The organism is Dickeya aquatica (assembly GCF_900095885.1).
GTDB lineage: Bacteria > Pseudomonadota > Gammaproteobacteria > Enterobacterales > Enterobacteriaceae > Dickeya > Dickeya aquatica.
In genome coordinates this window covers 3355241-3369906 of sequence record NZ_LT615367.1, presented here as the reverse complement: position 1 = coordinate 3369906, position 14666 = coordinate 3355241, and the positions used below count along the sequence as shown (strand labels likewise).

Genomic DNA, 14666 nt, shown 5'->3' with positions numbered 1-14666 from the left:
AACGTTAACAATCGAGGATAGGAATATGGGTGTTTCTCTTTCTAAAGGTGGGAATGTTTCTTTAAGTAAAGAAGCTCCAACAATGAAAAACATGCTTGTCGGACTCGGGTGGGATGCTCGCTCTACCGACGGTCAGGACTTTGACCTTGATGCTTCTGCATTCCTGCTCAATAGCGCGGGTAAAGTACGCGGTGATTCAGATTTCATTTTCTACAACAATCTGAAATCCTCGGATGGTTCTGTGCTGCACACCGGCGATAACCGCACCGGTGAAGGCGACGGCGATGATGAAGCCCTGAAAATCAAGCTTGACCAGATCCCGGCTGACGTAGACAAGATAGTTTTTGTCGTGACAATCCATGATGCAGCGGCCCGTCGTCAGAGTTTCGGTCAGGTTTCCGGTGCGTTCATTCGTCTGGTCAATGATGATAACCAGCAGGAAGTGGCTCGTTATGACCTGACTGAAGACGCGTCCACGGAAACTGCCATGCTATTTGGCGAGCTGTATCGCCACAACACGGAATGGAAATTCCGTGCCGTCGGCCAGGGTTACGCCGGTGGCCTGGCGTCTGTTTGTGCTCAGTACGGTATCAACGCTTCTTAATAGTTAAGCGTAACTTTTTTGGGACTAAACAGGCGGTGCCTGCCGCCTGCTTATTGTGAATCTTTCTTATTACAAGGGTTTAAAAATGGCTGTATCTCTGATTAAAGGCGGCAATGTCTCCTTAACGAAAGAAGCTCCGACGATGAATGTCGCTATGGCGGGCCTTGGCTGGGATGCTCGCGTGACGGACGGTACCGATTTTGACCTTGACTCATCGGTCTTCATGGTTGGGGAGAACGGTAAAGTCATTTCCGACGCGTCCTTTATTTTCTTCAATAACAAAACCAGTACCTGCGGTTCCGTAACCCACATGGGTGATAACCGTACCGGCGAAGGTGAAGGTGATGATGAACAGCTCAAAATTGATCTGGCTAAAATCCCTGCTGACGTGAAAAAGCTGGTGTTTGCTGTGACCATTTATGATGCAGAAGCGCGTAAACAAAACTTCGGTATGGTCAACAACAGCTATATCCGCATATTTAACAACGATAACGGCACCGAAATTGCGCGTTTCGACTTATCAGAAGATGCCTCTACCGAAACCGCAATGGTGTTTGGTGAACTGTATCGCCACAACGCCGAGTGGAAATTCAAAGCGGTAGGCCAGGGCTTTGCGGGTGGATTATCCGCACTGGCTTCACAGCATGGCGTGAACATTTAACGTTCATCTAAGCCTGATAGCCCCGCTGGTAAAACACCGGGGCTTTTTATAAAAAGTGACCTTTCCCGAATAGCATCAAACCGTTAGCGACAAGTTATGGTAGTGATGTGTCCTCCCTTGTGTTCATATCGGTTCCCGTAAAGCTGACGGACAGCCGTTCGCCGAATTGATAACACTCACATCTTCCCGAACGATGATTTTGCAACGATAAGCGATGAATCGCGCTACGAGGTGTTACTCAACGAATGGAGTGACTGGCATCCCGCGGCAAGAAAAGAAGGGATTCTCGCGCAGTGTGAAGCCTCCGATATCGGGGGCTTGCTAGTTTTAAGCGACACACTGAAATGGCTGCATGTTGTGTTATTTCAGAACGTCTTTGATTTTGGTAGCCGGGGGATTGCGTTTTTCCCAAGGGCGGTGAAAATGTCGCCAGTAAGGTTCCTGGGCTGCCGCCAGCATTTCATAATCACCACGGGTGTCACCCCATGCACGCAGATGATATGCAGACAGTGGCCCATACTCAGCCTCCAGTCTCGACACCTTCTGGGCACACCGGCAATTGTAGCCACTGATGCGGCCTGTCAGCACGCCATCTTTAACTTCTAAATTTGTCCCTATTAAACCTATTCCTAATTTTTCTGCGAAGGGTTTCAGCACTATTGCAGGCGAAGCCGAGCAGATTGTCACAATGGCTCCCGCGTTAACCTGAGATGCCACGCCAATGAGGCCGGAAGGGCGCATCAGACGGGTCCAGTATTGCTCACAGAAATCAACCGCTTTACTTTCAACCCAGCGGGCCTCAATGCCGGTAAGAAAGGTGTGGATCAGGGCCGCTTTAAGTTCATCCCGTGTCATCCTGCGCCCAATAAATTTGAGTGTGGGGATAACCAGACGGACAAGACGCCGGGCAAATACGCGTTTCCCAAAGGCAAAACACAAAAAAGGGACAAAGCTGTCTCGCTTGGTCAGTGTGCCATCAAAGTCAAAGACGGCGAGAGGTTGACTGGTCTTAATAATATTAACCATTACGTAATGTGCTCATTCAACTGTCACATGTGTACTGTTCCCACATCGGTAGATTTATTCTGTCTCACAAACTGCGCTGGCTCAACGCTAAATTTCTTTACCGACGTTGTTGCGGTTATTAGCCCCGCTGATTTAATGCGCCTGCCCGCGTCAATCTTTCTGCTGTTGAAAAATAGCCGAACCACCGTGGTAGCCTGGAGTGATGTCTACTATTCTTTTTTCGGGACAACCAAACAAGGATAATTAGCGATGTCAAAAAACAGCGGATCTTCAGCATCAAAGGGCAGTAGTCAGGGGCAAGGACAAGGACGTGGACCATCCAGCCATCCTGGTTCTGGTGGTAATTGGCCAAGTACAACAGGAAATCCATCTGGTAACAACCGTGGCAATGCTCCTTCAAAAGGGAAGTAATTCCATTTTGATAATTTGATAAAAAGCTGCGTTAACGACTTTTTTATCAGGTAGAAAGATTAGTGATATTTTTCGGTACTACTATTTTTCTGGGGGAGGGTGACCTGCCCCAGAATTAGATACAGCACTCAGGTGGTAATATCAGTTTGTTGAAAGCTAAATATCTCGTTTCGCCACTGTGCTGCAAACGCCGATGGTACCTGGTAATTCAGTGCTGAATATGGCCGATACTCGTTATCATCCTTTTTGCAATCACGAATGATTTTTCCGTAGTGAGAAGTCTTGCCGAGTCTGTTCCGATTAAGCCTGCACGCGACGGATTTGTATCCTCACACATAACGAAAACTGCGCCCTGCTGCTGGCCTGTTATCAGAACGTTCAACCCAGAACAACCTGAAATATTCCATTTTTATCATGTTCTTATGGAAAAACCATCTTCCGATGAGCGTTCTTTTCTTCGGGTTTTTAAAGCGTTTCACTTCCGGTATCGCCATGTAAGGAAAATTCTTTACGTCATATGTAGAAGGGAACGTCTGAAATGGCATGTTTGTGGCAGAGACTGCGGGCTTGAAACCTTGGCTATGGCAGAGCGGAAGAGTCAGATGATCTGTTCATTGAAAAAAATTTTCTTCATCAGGATGCTCTCTCGTTGCCGATGAGGACACGACTGACATGTGTTGCATTAATCAACGGGAAACGGGTCAAGACGATTTCAACGGATAGTAATTGACGTGGCTTATGGGATAAGGTGTAACGCTATAAAGCAAAACGGACGCCCAGAGGCGTCCGTTTCTAAATAAGTGGTACCCGGACTCGGGATCATTCAGCTTTCTATTAAGTTGAGATGTAGCGTAAATTTTAACCGTGGCTGTTGTCAAGACCCGTGGGTTGACCCGTATTTTTATAGACAGATCAGAATGATGGGTCACATGTAGTAAAGAAATACCCGGTTCGTTCCTTTGGTTCGATTCCCTATGATGCCGATAAATCGTAATGACATTAGCGTTACGGTTGCTGTATGATTAATATCCAGAGAGTAGGACGGAGGATAACATCATGCCAGCGACGAACAGCGTTTCTGTTAAACGCGAAACACTAAATTTACGCATCAAACCCGCCGAACGCGATCTTATCGATCGTGCAGCGAAGGCCAGAGGAAAAAATCGTACTGATTTTGTTCTTGAGGCTGCTCGCGCCGCCGCAGAGGAAGCGTTGATCGATCAGCGCATCGTCATGGCAGATCCTGATGCTTATCAGGAATTCCTCGTTCGTTTGGATCAGGCCCCTTCCCCGAATGCCGCGCTGCGAAAAACCATGCAAACCCCCGCACCGTGGGAACAGAAAAAATGATCTCTGCCCCTGAGCCACTCCACGCCGAACATGTACTTTCCTCATTCTGTTGCGGCGTGGAGTCTATGGATAACTGGCTAAAACTACGGGCGATGAAAAATCAGGTCACTGGCGCATCACGAACTTTCGTCAGTTGCGATGGCTCAAAAGTGTTGGCGTATTACTCATTGGCTTCCAGTGCTGTAGCAACGAATGTCGCTCCCGGACGCTTTCGCCGCAATATGCCTGATCCGATCCCGGTGGTGGTGCTGGGGCGTCTGGCGGTAGATAAATCATTACATGGTCAGGGTGTTGGCCGAGCGCTGGTGCGCGATGCCGGGCTGCGGGTGATTCAGGTGGCGGATACCATCGGTATTCGCGGGATGTTGGTTCATGCGCTGTCTGATGAAGCGCGGGAATTTTACCTGCGGGTGGGGTTTGAACCTTCGCCGATCGATCCGATGATATTGATGGTGACGCTGGGGGATTTGGTGGGGAGTTTATCAATTTGAAATTGAGATTGTGTCCGCGAATCATTAAAAAATGAATGATTCGTTTTGTAGGGATGCTTACACCAGCTTTTGCTGATTTGGGGGCCCAGATGCCCGCGAACGTATCCAGCGCCATTAGCGCCGCTTCCTCGGTTGGGGCCTGGTACACCGCTTTCAGCCCGCTGGTGACGCCCTTGTAATCCTTCCACGAGACATATTTCAGGCTGTTGCGCTCCATGTGGATGATGCACAGCTGGATATGTGTCTGCGGATAAACGCTGTTGATGGCCTCCGGGAAGCCCTTTAAACCGTCCACGCAGGTAATCAGGATGTCCTGAAGTCCCCGGTTTTTCAGCTCTGTGAGTACGCTCAGCCAGAACTTCGCGCCTTCGTTTTCAGCCAGCCACATACCCAGCAGCTCTTTCTGGCCTTCGGTGTTGATGCCCAGCGCGAGGAATACCGCTTTGTTGATGACGCTGCCGCCATAACGGACTTTTACCACGATACAATCAAGATAAACAATGGGATACAGTGAGTCTAACGGACGGTTTTGCCATTCTATCACCAGCTCTTTAACCGCATCAGTCACTTTGGATATCAGCGTGGGCAACACATCGGCATCGTACATCTCTTTGAATGTAGAAACGATTTCCCGCGTAGTCATGCCCTTGGCGTACAGGGACAAAATCTGGCTGTCCATCTGCGTAATGCGGGTCTGATTTTTCTTTATCTGTTCCCCGAAAGCAAAAAACCAGCCCGTAGGCTGGTTTTTCTGAATAAGTGGTGCCCGGACTCGGAATCGAACCAAGGACACGGGGATTTTCAATCCCCTGCTCTACCGACTGAGCTATCCGGGCAACGGGGCGCATTAAACCGTATATCGCGATGAGCGTCAACGAGTTTCTGTCGTAATCGTTGCGGTTGGTTTATTTTCAGTCAGTTGCCCTTGTTCTGCGCAGGCTCCAGCCGCCGGGTGAGGGTATCGGCTGGCCTAATGGTGCGCGGCACTGCGCCGATAAATACTGTCACATTCGTTGTCTTGAATTCGGTGAAGAATAATGCCACTATTGCGCGGTTTTTAGCTTACCTTCCACCTGCGGTTATTTAGAGGATTGCGGATATGTCAGATTCAATGCCCATGGTAAAGACACCGTGCGCCGGATCTCCGCTGTTGTTGCCGCATCCTGAACGCATTGCGTTAACCTCATCCCTGTTTTCCCGATTATCCCTTACCACCATGCGGTGAGGCGTGCTGACGCCCCCTGTTAGGCATGATTAAAAATAGAGCCAGCCGGTCTCTGATTTTACTGATGTCTATCGGACGGTGCTGTTCCCAGATGATGCGATGTTTACCTGTGCTGCTGGCGCGGGTCATACGTTCGTCGCGGTTAGCTGGCATGCTGTTCGTCGTGTTGGGCAGGAGTTAATGGGGTACGTTACGCTTAGCACGTAGCGTTATCTCTGCGCAGTGCCTTATCTGGCACGTACACTCATTCTTAACCGTTTGGGTTTGGTTACATGAAACAGTTAAAAATTGCGGCTAATGTGGCGGTTGCCTCCCGTCTTGTCACTTTGCGTCCGGTTGTGGCGCTCAGTCAGACCGATTTTACCGACATTGCCGCCGTGGTGGTGTCGGTTGAAGAGGCTCGCAGTGGCATTCTATCGGTGATGTATCACACCGGTTTTGGTATTCCGACATTCGTGGTACGCGAGCCCTGGCATACTCAGCAGGAAACATTGCCACCGGGTAGTGAATGGTTGTATCTGGATACAGACGGCGAACATGCGCTGCAACTGGAAAAGGCTGCCGCAGAGTATCAGGCGCGGTTATTGCCGCCGTTTTTTGATACGCTTGCAAAATATGTGGGGATGCGCAATACCACCTTTGCCTGTCCGGGGCATCAGGGCGGGGCGTTTTTCCGCAAGCATCCGGCAGGTCGTCAGTTTTTCGAGTTTTATGGCGAGAACATGTTCCGGTCAGATATCTGTAACGCCGATGTGAAACTGGGCGACTTGCTGATCCATGAAGGTGCCGCCAAGAAAGCGCAGAAATTTGCCGCGACCGTGTTCAACGCCGACAAAACCTATTTTGTGCTGAATGGCACGTCGGCGGCGAACAAAGTGGTGACCAACGCATTGCTCACGCGTGGTGACCTGGTGCTGTTCGATCGAAATAACCACAAATCCAACCATCACGGTGCATTGATTCAGGCCGGTGCGACGCCGGTTTATCTGGAAACGGCCCGTAACCCGTTTGGTTTTATCGGTGGCGTGGACGCACACTGTTTTGGCGAGCGCTATTTGCGTGAGTTGATCCGTGAAGTGGCTCCAGAACGTGCCGATGATGCACGGCCGTTTCGTCTTGCTGTGATCCAGCTTGGCACTTATGACGGTACGATTTATAACGCCCGGCAGGTGGTAGACAGCATCGGCCACCTGTGTGACTACATCCTGTTCGACTCCGCCTGGGTGGGATACGAACAGTTCATTCCGATGATGGAGCAGTGCTCACCGCTGTTGCTGGACTTAAACGAGAACGATCCGGGAATTTTTGTCACCCAGTCGGTGCATAAGCAACAAGCCGGTTTCTCACAAACCTCGCAAATCCACAAGAAAGATAACCATATTCGTGGGCAAAAACGCTTTTGTCCGCATAAGCGCCTGAATAACGCCTTCATGCTGCATGCCTCCACCAGCCCGTTTTACCCGCTGTTTGCGGCGCTGGACGTTAACGCCAAAATGCATGAAGGCCCGAGTGGGCGCAGGCTGTGGATGGAGTGTGTGAAACTCGGTATTGAAACCCGTAAACAGTTACTGATGCGCTGTTCGCAGGTCGTGCCGTTTGTACCGCCGAGGGTGGCCGGTCAGCGCTGGCAAGACTATGACACGGATGAGATAGCGCAAGATGTGCGTTTCTTTAGCTTCGAGCCTGGTGCCAACTGGCATGCTTTTGAAGGTTACGCCGACGGGCAGTATGTTGTTGACCCGTGCAAGTTGTTGCTGACCACGCCGGGTATTGACGCCGTAACCGGCGCTTATACCGAATTTGGCATTCCGGCCACCATTCTTGCCAATTACCTGCGCGAACACGGCATTATTCCTGAAAAGTGCGACCTGAATTCCATTCTGTTTTTGCTGACGCCTGCCGAAGATGGCGAGAAAATGGCGCGACTGGTGGCGGCACTGGTGCAGTTCGAGCAATTGATCGAGCAGAATGCGCCGTTAAGTGAAGTGCTGCCGAGCCTGTACCACAAGTATGAGCAACGCTATCGCGGTTACACGCTGCGGCGGTTGTGCCAGGAAATGCATGATTTTTATGTCAGTCATGACGTGAAGCGGCTGCAAAAAGAGATGTTTCGCAAGGCCTCTTTCCCTCAGGCCGTCGTCTTGCCGCAAGATGCACATACCGCCTATATCCGTGGCGATGTGGATCTGGTGCCGTTGGCCGAAGCGGAAGGACGTATTGCTGCTGAAGGGGCTCTGCCGTATCCGCCGGGCGTGCTGTGTGTGGTGCCAGGAGAAGTGTGGGGCGGAGCGGTGCTGCGCTATTTCCAGGCGCTGGAAGCCGGTATTAACCTAATGCCGGGTTTTGCGCCGGAGTTACAAGGTGTTTACAGCGTAGCGCAGGAGGATGGCAGCAAATGCCTGTGCGCGAATGTGATGGCCCGTTAACTGGCTTGTGGGGCACCCACCAAAGAAAAAACCGGGGATCCCCGGTTTTTTTATCGCCAATAACGTATCAGGCCGTTGTTTTTTCGTGCTCGGCTTTCAGCCGGTTGACCTCTTCTTTCTGTTTACGCAGCCCATACCAGCCAGCGACCAGTAACATGGCCAGCAGAGGAATGGTGGCGACCGTCCAGGTACCGTTCGGGTAATCCAGCGCCATTAGCACCAGCACACTGAGCAGAAAGGCCAGCGTCAGCCAGGAGGTGAACGGTGCCCACGGCATACGGAAAGCGACGGGAGCGGCTTTGCCTTGGCGAATAGCCTGACGCAGTTTCATTTGGCATAGGATGATGAACGCCCAGGAACTGATGATGCCGAGCGAGGCGATATTCAGCACAATTTCAAAGACCTGGGACGGCACAATGTAGTTGAGAAATACGCCAATGACATGAATGGCCACGGTCACCAGTATCCCGGCATAAGGCACGGATTGCGCGTTCATCCTGCCAACGAAGGCCGGGGCAGACCCGCCTTGTGACAGCGAACGCAGGATGCGCCCGGTGGAGTAGAGGCCGGAGTTAAGGCTGGAGAGTGCCGCCGACAGCACCACAATATTCATGATGGTGCCGATGTAAGGCACGCCAAGTTTACTGAAAAAGGTGACAAATGGGCTCTGCCCGGCCTGATAGGCATTCCACGGCAGCAGGCACACCAGCAACACCACCGAGCCGACATAAAACAGCCCAATACGCCAGATAACGCTGTTAACCGCTTTAGGCAGCGTTTTTTCCGGGTCTTTACATTCACCCGCTGCTGTACCAATCAGTTCAACACCGGCAAAAGCAAAAATCACCCCTTGAATTAACACCAGTGCGGGCAATAAGCCGTGGGGAAATAACCCGCCGTTATCGGTTATCAAGTGTAATCCGGGAATATTGCCATCCAGCGTTTTGCCGGTGCCGAGAAAAATCGTGCCCACTACCAGGAACAGGGAGATTGCGGCGACCTTGATAAGCGCAAACCAGAACTCCATCTCGGCGAACCATTTCACGCCAATCATGTTCATGGTGGTGACGATGGCCAGTGCGGTGAGTGCGAACACCCATTGCGGCACATCAGCAAAGGTGCCCCAGTAGTGCATATAGAGCGCGACGGCGGTGATATCAACAATGCCGGTCATCGCCCAGTTGAGGAAATACATCCAGCCGGCAACATAGGAGGCTTTTTCACCCAAAAACTCGCGGGCGTAAGAAACAAAGCTGCCACTGGTGGGGCGATGCACGATAAGTTCACCGAGTGCGCGCAAAATAAAAAATGAAAAAATACCGCACAGCAGATACACCAGTGCCAGCGCCGGGCCAGCCATTTGCAAGCGGGCTCCTGCACCGAGAAATAAACCGGTACCAATTGACCCGCCAATGGCAATCATCTGTACCTGACGATTGCCCATACTTTTGTGGTAGCCCGTCTCGTGTGAATCGAGCCAGCGTCGCTTGGCGTGGTGTTCGCTCTGGTTTTTATGTTGAGTCATTGCCTGTTTGATTCCCTTGTCTGTCATTCAGGAGAATGAGTGGCTGTTTTATCACCGCATCAGGTTATCGTGCGGTGTTACAGCCTGACTTATTGAGTGGATGGGTTTGTTCCTTGTTACGCCTGCCTTCCCGGCGGAGTAAAAACGCCAGCGATGCTACCGTTTCCTGAGGCCAGAGGCAAAAATTCCCTGCCTGAATCCCGTGATTTTGTTTTGCTTTTATCCGTTATTTTTGCATTTTTATTGTTTTTTTGTCTGTTTATATATTTTTTACTGGTTATTAGTCCTGCCCAAAGCGTTTGATATAGTGTTTGCTTATGACTGTAACCAATCGTTTGCTATGGTTATTTTTCGAGCAGGCGGGCGGGTGATAACGATAAAAGGGAGAGGCGGTGATGCCTCTCCCGACAGGGACTCGCTAGCGGCTATACGCGCGGTAATTTTTCTGAGCTGTGTTCACTTTGTATAAATAATGACGTGATTCGGCAGAAGGATGTCGCGTGGTCAGCGTTTGGTAAATCTCGTTGGGTGACATGCTATTAATGATGCCAAATGCCGTGTCTTTATCATTGGAGAATACCCGCAGCACGCTACCCGCACCGCCGTTATAGGCCGTTATCATGGCATAGCGCTGTGAGGTGGGGTTTTGAATACCGGCGAGATAGATGTTTTTCAGCATCGACAAATAGGCGGTGCCGGTGTCGATGTTGCTTTCCGGGTCGAACAGATAGCTGCGGCTCGGTTGCCCCCATTTGCCTTTCATTTTGAACACATCACGCCCGGCGCTGTGTTGCACCACCTGCATTAATCCCAGCGCATCAGAGCGGCTGACGGCATACGGGTTAAAGCTGGATTCAGTTTGCATGATGGCGAGGATCAATGAGGCATCAATGCCATAGCGTTCAGAAGCCTGACGTACCATCGGCAGGTATTTATGCGCGCGTTTATCCAGATGGTTTGGCACCAGTTGCATGGTGACAGACCAGGTAACCCGCATGCCCGAGGTACGGCGTTGCAGTTTATTCTGAATCAGATAGTCGGCGAAGCTTCCGGCGCGCCCTTCCCAGCGAATCGGTTGCCCGGTGTTATCCAGCACCTGGCCATATAACAGCGGTTCCCGGCTTATCTGGATGTCGTTGGCGTCTGAATATAAATCGGTGTTGCTGGCGTTATCACCCATCAACAGTGTGGTCACGATGGCCTGACGTAAGCTTACCTGATAATTGGTTGATGAAATGGTCTCGATGGTGATGGTGCCGGCATCAAAGTTGACGTGACTACGCGTCAGGTATTGGTCGGAGTATTTTACGTAGTCTTTGGGGCCGGCTATCAGAACCTCGTTTAATCCCCAGATGTTTTCAATATTGTTGGCAAACTGCCCCATAAGAATATCAAAGGCATTGGTATCTTTGACTAACGCCTCATTGTATTCATTGTTTTTTTTGCCAGAGCAACCGACCAGCAAAGGAGCAATAAACAGCAAAACGAACAGTTTCTTCATCGTATAAAGCCGTAAGGGGTCAGGGACGCATCAGGGCCTGATGGCCCTTGTCAGTTAATGTTGCGGTGGGGTATAGCCGTCGATATGCACGTCCTTGCCTTCAAACAGGAACTGCACCATCTCTTGCTCCAGCAGTTTGCGATGTTCAACATGCATCATGTTGAGTTTTTTCTCGTTGATAAGCATGGTCTGCTTGGCCTGCCACTGCGCCCAGGCCTCTTTGGAAATTTCACTGTAAATGCGCTTACCCAGTTCGCCGGGGTAGAGTTGAAAATCAAGCCCTTCGGCATCGCGCTGCAAAAAAGTACAAAAAATGGTTCTGCTCATGCTTATTCCTTAGTGTCCTGATGCTGTTTGTCGGTATCAGCGAAAAGAGAGGCAGGCTGAGTCAACTGGCGTAATAACCGCTCAACCGGTGCGGCCAGCCCGACTGACGGCGGCTGCGCTAAGTTATACCAGAGACCGGCACCCTCATCCATGCAGGCAGCCGCATCAGGCAGTGCCATCCACATTGGCACAATATCAAGATGGAAATGACTGAAGGTATGACGAAAGGCGATACCCTGACGTAATTTTTCTGGCTTTATACCGCGCAGGTGCAACCAGTCGACCAGTTTTTCAGATGTTTCAAAACTGGGGAAAACAGTAGAGCCCCCCCATAATCCCACCGCTGGCCGCTGTTCCAGCCAGACATGCTGCCCTTGCTGGATCAATAAAAACAGGGCCTGCTTTTCAGGCAGCGTCTGCCTGGGCTTCTTGCCGGGATACTGGCTCCAGCTCTGCCCGGCATAGGCCTGGCAACCGCTGGCAAGCGGGCAGAGTTCGCATTTTGGGCGAGAACGGGTACACACCATCGCGCCTAAATCCATCATCGCCTGATTGAATTTTTCGACGCCCTGAGCGGGTGTTACGGTTTCGCTCAGTGTCCAAAGCTGCTTTTCCACCTCTTTTTTCCCCGGCCAGCCCGCGATAGCGTAGCAGCGCGCCAGCACACGTTTGACGTTGCCATCAAGAATCGGGTAGTGCTGCCCGAGCGACAGCGACAGAATTGCACCCGCGGTTGAACGCCCGACGCCGGGAAGGTCGGCGACATCATCAAAGCGGGTAGGAAATTCGCCGCCGTGCTGGGACATCACCCTTTGGGCCGCTTTGTGCAGATTACGGGCGCGTGCGTAGTAACCGAGCCCGGTCCACAGATGCAACACATCATCGAGCGGGGCGGCAGCCAGATCGGCGACGGTTGGAAAACGCGCCATAAAACGCTCAAAATAAGGGATCACGGTGCTGACCTGTGTCTGTTGCAGCATCACTTCGGACAGCCAGACTTTATACGGCGTTTTTTCGTGTTGCCAGGGCAGGGTTTTGCGGCCGTAGCGGTCATACCACTCCAGCACCTGTTGCGCGAACGGTTGCGCTTGCATCATAGAGGTGTTGTTATCCGGCAGGTAAAAATTTGATAGCGATTCCAGCACAGAGTGAATGTACTGTAAACCGGAACTTTCCACCTGTGGCTACTTGCTAAACACCCGTATCCTTGGATAATGCGCGTTTTCAAAACCCACTAGACTGACTGAACGCACTATGATCAATAACGTCATCTCCCCGGAATTTGATGAACACGGACGCCCGCTGCGTAAAATTCGCAGTTTTGTGCGTCGTCAGGGCCGCCTGACTAAAGGGCAGCAGCAGGCGCTGGATAGCTTTTGGCCGGTCATGGGGGTTGAATACCAGCCTGAAGCGCTGAACTTCGCCAGCCTGTTTGGGCAGGATGCGCCCGTTATACTGGAGATTGGCTTTGGCATGGGGGCTTCGCTGGTTACGATGGCGCAGCAGCACCCGGAACAGAACTTTATCGGTATTGAGGTGCATCTGCCGGGCGTTGGCGCGTGCCTTGGCGCGGTGCAGGAGGCGGGTGTCAGTAATCTGCGCGTCATGTGCCATGATGCCGTGGAAGTGCTGGATAACATGATCCCCGATGGCTCACTGGCAATGGTGCAGCTGTTTTTCCCTGACCCGTGGCACAAAGCACGCCATAACAAGCGTCGTATTGTCCAGATTCCTTTTGTCGAGCAGGTGCAGCGTAAACTGGCTATCGGCGGCGTGTTCCACATGGCGACAGACTGGGAGGCGTATGCTCAGCACATGCTTGACGTAATGCGTGCTGTCGAGGGATATCACAATTTATCCGTCACGGGTGATTATGTGCCGCGTCCTGCATCGCGGCCATTAACCAAATTTGAAGCGCGCGGCCAGCGATTAGGGCATGGCGTATGGGATCTTATGTTTGAGAGGAAGCAATAATGGCTATAAATCGCAGTCGTCGTTTACGTAAAAAACTGCACATTGATGAGTTTCAGGAATTCGGTTTTGCCGTGAGCTGGCGCTTTGCGCCGCAGACGAATGTCGCAGACATTGACCGCCTGCTGGATGTGTTTGTCGATGACGTCATCGAACCGAATGGGTTAGCCTTTGAAGGCAGCGGTTACTTGCAGTGGCAGGGATTGGTGTGCATGCAAAAATTGGGTAATTGCACCGATGCGCATCGTGAGCTGGTGAAAAACTGGCTTGACGCCCATCAGTTGACAGACGTGACCGTGAGCGATCTGTTCGACATTTGGTGGGATCTCCCGGCTAATCTTGCTTAAAACACCCGTTTCCCCGGCCTGATATCAGGCCGTTTTTTCAGGAGTCTTTATGGTGTTGCATCAACATAAAACGGCATTGCGTAACGTATTTATGGCAACCCTGATGCTGCTGGCCGGACAGGTACAGGCTGCGTATCAGTGCAACGTCAATCCTCAGGATGACATTACCATTACCCCACAAAGCGTTAGCTTAACCGGCGTAAGCGGCGATGTGCAGATTTCGCCCCAAGGCGATGTGCAGCGTTATGGTCGCTCGGTGTCGCTAACGGCGACGCAGCGCCAGCAGGCGCAGGCTTATCAGGCTGAGTTGCGCCAGCAGTTACCGTGGATTGACGACGGGGCCAGGCAGCGTCTGGAGCGTGCGCGACAAGCGCTGGATAAGGTGATTGTGCAGCAGCTCGGTGCTGACAGCCGTGTCCGTGGCCGTCTGACCTCGCTCGATGAGCAGCTAAAGCAGCAGATGAGCCGGATTATCGAACACCGTGCGGATGGGCTGGCGTTCCACCATCAGGCTATTCGTCAGGTGGAGCAAGAAGGCCGTCAGATTGTCGAGCGAGCGATGGGCGGCGTGTTGCAAGATAGCCTCAATGAAATGGGCGTTAAGCAGATGAGCGGCAGCGGTGGCGGCAACCCGTTGCAGGCGATGATGGGCAATCTGGGCGGCTTGCAAAAAGCGATTCAGGCCGAATGGAGTAATCAGGAATCTGATTTCCAGCGTTTTGGTCATGACGTCTGTAACCGGGTCACGGCACTGGAAAACCAACGTATTCAGTTGTTGCAAGGCATGAAATAAAACCTCAT

Annotated in this window: 13 protein-coding genes, 1 tRNA gene and 2 pseudogenes; 9 read left to right on the top strand and 7 right to left on the bottom strand. The window is 51.6% G+C overall.

Annotated features, from left to right (window positions below; all coding sequences use genetic code 11):
• Positions 1 to 25: 25 nt before the first annotated feature.
• From DAQ1742_RS15365 to DAQ1742_RS20910, 3 genes and pseudogenes are all read left to right on the top strand, one after another.
• The gene (locus DAQ1742_RS15365) at positions 26 to 604 is read left to right on the top strand and encodes a TerD family protein (RefSeq protein WP_035340283.1); all 579 of its coding nucleotides are present in this window, start codon (positions 26 to 28) and stop codon (positions 602 to 604) included.
• 85 nt (positions 605 to 689) lie between these two features.
• Positions 690 to 1265, top strand: coding sequence for a TerD family protein (locus DAQ1742_RS15360; protein WP_035340285.1), 576 nt, complete (start codon positions 690 to 692; stop codon positions 1263 to 1265).
• Positions 1266 to 1430: 165 nt separating this feature from the next.
• Positions 1431 to 1541: pseudogene (locus DAQ1742_RS20910) on the top strand (hypothetical protein); the annotation flags it as partial.
• Positions 1542 to 1625: 84 nt separating this feature from the next.
• Here DAQ1742_RS20910 and DAQ1742_RS15355 read toward each other — a convergent pair.
• Positions 1626 to 2291 (bottom strand): HAD family hydrolase, encoded by a 666-nt coding sequence (locus DAQ1742_RS15355; protein ID WP_035340287.1) that lies wholly within the window; start codon positions 2289 to 2291, stop codon positions 1626 to 1628.
• 1467 nt (positions 2292 to 3758) lie between these two features.
• Between DAQ1742_RS15355 and DAQ1742_RS15350 the strand changes: the two genes are divergently transcribed.
• Positions 3759 to 4052: a type II toxin-antitoxin system TacA family antitoxin gene (locus tag DAQ1742_RS15350; protein WP_035340289.1), complete on the top strand. Its 294-nt coding sequence runs from the start codon at positions 3759 to 3761 to the stop codon at positions 4050 to 4052.
• Positions 4049 to 4543: a GNAT family N-acetyltransferase gene (locus DAQ1742_RS15345; protein ID WP_071604060.1), complete on the top strand. Its 495-nt coding sequence runs from the start codon at positions 4049 to 4051 to the stop codon at positions 4541 to 4543. Before DAQ1742_RS15350 ends, DAQ1742_RS15345 begins: the two co-directional genes overlap by 4 nt.
• An 85-nt stretch (positions 4544 to 4628) precedes the next feature.
• Here DAQ1742_RS15345 and DAQ1742_RS15340 read toward each other — a convergent pair.
• Positions 4629 to 5252, bottom strand: a pseudogene (locus DAQ1742_RS15340) (IS256 family transposase); the annotation flags it as partial.
• Between the two features lie 51 nt (positions 5253 to 5303).
• Positions 5304 to 5379 (bottom strand) — tRNA-Phe (locus tag DAQ1742_RS15335).
• 661 nt (positions 5380 to 6040) lie between these two features.
• On the opposite strand from DAQ1742_RS15335, the gene DAQ1742_RS15330 reads away from it, so the two are divergent.
• Positions 6041 to 8194 carry an ornithine decarboxylase gene (locus tag DAQ1742_RS15330; RefSeq protein WP_067486626.1) on the top strand — a complete coding sequence of 718 codons (2154 nt, stop codon included), beginning with the start codon at positions 6041 to 6043 and terminating at the stop codon, positions 8192 to 8194.
• 67 nt (positions 8195 to 8261) lie between these two features.
• Here the strand turns inward: DAQ1742_RS15330 and ansP are convergent, their stop codons facing one another.
• From ansP to mutY, 4 genes are all read right to left on the bottom strand, one after another.
• Positions 8262 to 9719, bottom strand: a complete 1458-nt coding sequence (gene ansP / locus DAQ1742_RS15325; protein WP_035340295.1) for an L-asparagine permease — start codon at positions 9717 to 9719, stop codon at positions 8262 to 8264.
• 418 nt (positions 9720 to 10137) lie between these two features.
• Positions 10138 to 11220, bottom strand: coding sequence for a membrane-bound lytic murein transglycosylase MltC (gene mltC / locus DAQ1742_RS15320; RefSeq protein ID WP_180706167.1), 1083 nt, complete (start codon positions 11218 to 11220; stop codon positions 10138 to 10140).
• Positions 11221 to 11274: 54 nt separating this feature from the next.
• Positions 11275 to 11547, bottom strand: coding sequence for an oxidative damage protection protein (locus DAQ1742_RS15315; protein ID WP_035340299.1), 273 nt, complete (start codon positions 11545 to 11547; stop codon positions 11275 to 11277).
• 2 nt (positions 11548 to 11549) lie between these two features.
• On the bottom strand, positions 11550 to 12644 hold the full coding sequence (gene mutY, locus DAQ1742_RS15310; RefSeq protein ID WP_180706339.1) for an A/G-specific adenine glycosylase: 1095 nt from the start codon (positions 12642 to 12644) through the stop codon (positions 11550 to 11552).
• Between the two features lie 157 nt (positions 12645 to 12801).
• On the opposite strand from mutY, the gene trmB reads away from it, so the two are divergent.
• Genes trmB through DAQ1742_RS15295 form a run of 3 tightly spaced genes read left to right on the top strand, consistent with a single transcriptional unit; the run spans position 12802 to position 14658 of the window.
• The gene (gene trmB / locus DAQ1742_RS15305; protein ID WP_035340301.1) at positions 12802 to 13521 is read left to right on the top strand and encodes a tRNA (guanosine(46)-N7)-methyltransferase TrmB; all 720 of its coding nucleotides are present in this window, start codon (positions 12802 to 12804) and stop codon (positions 13519 to 13521) included.
• Positions 13521 to 13865: a YggL family protein gene (locus DAQ1742_RS15300; protein WP_035340303.1), complete on the top strand. Its 345-nt coding sequence runs from the start codon at positions 13521 to 13523 to the stop codon at positions 13863 to 13865. The genes trmB and DAQ1742_RS15300 overlap by 1 nt, the downstream gene beginning before the upstream one ends.
• A 49-nt stretch (positions 13866 to 13914) precedes the next feature.
• Positions 13915 to 14658: a YggN family protein gene (locus tag DAQ1742_RS15295; protein WP_035340305.1), complete on the top strand. Its 744-nt coding sequence runs from the start codon at positions 13915 to 13917 to the stop codon at positions 14656 to 14658.
• The last annotated feature ends 8 nt before the right edge of the window (positions 14659 to 14666 follow it).

What these genes read in the sequence shown, in the direction of transcription:
- DAQ1742_RS15365 (WP_035340283.1), top strand. Translation starts at nt 26, where the DNA reads ATGGGTGTTTCTCTTTCTAAAGGTGGGAATGTTTCTTTAAGTAAAGAA.
- DAQ1742_RS15360 (WP_035340285.1), top strand. Translation starts at nt 690, where the DNA reads ATGGCTGTATCTCTGATTAAAGGCGGCAATGTCTCCTTAACGAAAGAA.
- DAQ1742_RS15355 (WP_035340287.1), bottom strand. Translation starts at nt 2,291, where the DNA reads ATGGTTAATATTATTAAGACCAGTCAACCTCTCGCCGTCTTTGACTTT.
- DAQ1742_RS15350 (WP_035340289.1), top strand. Translation starts at nt 3,759, where the DNA reads ATGCCAGCGACGAACAGCGTTTCTGTTAAACGCGAAACACTAAATTTA.
- DAQ1742_RS15345 (WP_071604060.1), top strand. Translation starts at nt 4,049, where the DNA reads ATGATCTCTGCCCCTGAGCCACTCCACGCCGAACATGTACTTTCCTCA.
- DAQ1742_RS15330 (WP_067486626.1), top strand. Translation starts at nt 6,041, where the DNA reads ATGAAACAGTTAAAAATTGCGGCTAATGTGGCGGTTGCCTCCCGTCTT.
- ansP (WP_035340295.1), bottom strand. Translation starts at nt 9,719, where the DNA reads ATGACTCAACATAAAAACCAGAGCGAACACCACGCCAAGCGACGCTGG.
- mltC (WP_180706167.1), bottom strand. Translation starts at nt 11,220, where the DNA reads ATGAAGAAACTGTTCGTTTTGCTGTTTATTGCTCCTTTGCTGGTCGGT.
- DAQ1742_RS15315 (WP_035340299.1), bottom strand. Translation starts at nt 11,547, where the DNA reads ATGAGCAGAACCATTTTTTGTACTTTTTTGCAGCGCGATGCCGAAGGG.
- mutY (WP_180706339.1), bottom strand. Translation starts at nt 12,644, where the DNA reads ATGATGCAAGCGCAACCGTTCGCGCAACAGGTGCTGGAGTGGTATGAC.
- trmB (WP_035340301.1), top strand. Translation starts at nt 12,802, where the DNA reads ATGATCAATAACGTCATCTCCCCGGAATTTGATGAACACGGACGCCCG.
- DAQ1742_RS15300 (WP_035340303.1), top strand. Translation starts at nt 13,521, where the DNA reads ATGGCTATAAATCGCAGTCGTCGTTTACGTAAAAAACTGCACATTGAT.
- DAQ1742_RS15295 (WP_035340305.1), top strand. Translation starts at nt 13,915, where the DNA reads ATGGTGTTGCATCAACATAAAACGGCATTGCGTAACGTATTTATGGCA.